Raw genomic sequence first — 1,014 nt, forward strand, 5'->3', positions numbered from 1 at the left:
CTAGCTGTACCCGGCCAGGACGTTGGTAACAGGCGTGTCGGCTTGATGTGAAGAGAACCTCCGGTTGAGGTGTGGCTTGTCGAAGGCCCACTTCCCACCGGAGGTTCTCGTGTCTCACCGTAATGCCCGCACCACGTATCTCGGGAGAATGCTCATCGTCGAGCGTCACCGGGACGGCTGGCCGAAGGCCCAYATCGCCAGCGCAATGGGTGTTTCCCGCAAGTGCGTGTCCACGTGGGTGGMCCGCTACCAGGCCGAGGGCGAGGCAGGGTTGCACGACCGGTCCTCCCGCCCGCACACGATGCCGTCCCGAACCGCGGTCGATGTCGAGACACGGATCGTCGAACTACGCATGCGTGAACGACGCGGACCGGACTGGCTCGCAGCCGAGCTCGGGGTGCCGGCCCGCACCGTTTCCCGAGTCCTGCGACGTCACCAGGCGCCGTATCTGGCGGACTGCGACCCGTTGACCGGCGAGGTGATCCGCTCGTCGAAGACCACGGCGGTGCGCTACGAACGCGAGCGGCCGGGCGAGTTGGTGCACATGGACGTCAAGAAGCTCGGCCGGATCCCCGACGGCGGCGGGTGGCGTGCCCGCGGCCGGGAGCACCGGGCGCGGGACTACWCGACGAAGGTGGGGTTCGACTACGTCCACTCGCTCGTCGACGATCACTCCAGGCTTGCCTACTCGGAGGTCCTCCCGGACGARAAGGGCGCCACCTGTGCGGGTTTCCTGGTCCGCGCGATCGACTACTTCGCGGGCCACGGCATCACCAGGATCGAACGGCTGATGACGGACAACGCCTGGGCCTACCGGTGGTCGCTGCGGGCGGTCTGCGCTGAGCACGGCATACGGCAGAAGTTCATCAAACCGCACTGCCCGTGGCAGAACGGCAAGGTCGAACGATTGAACCGCACTCTGCAGACCGAGTGGGCGTACCGGCAGGTCTTCATCACCAACGCCGAGCGGACCGCCGCACTTGCGCCCTGGCTTGAGCACTACAACACTCGACG

Annotated in this window: 1 protein-coding gene; it reads left to right on the forward strand. The window is 66.5% G+C overall.

Translation table 11 applies throughout. The features are described from left to right. Positions 1-109 precede the first annotated feature (109 nt). The coding region (locus tag AC1DWC_RS26670) for an IS481 family transposase (protein WP_477912900.1) at positions 110-1,014 on the forward strand (905 nt) is incomplete at its 3' end.

The sequence above is a fragment of the Rhodococcus sp. P4_C10 genome, from assembly GCF_056402135.1.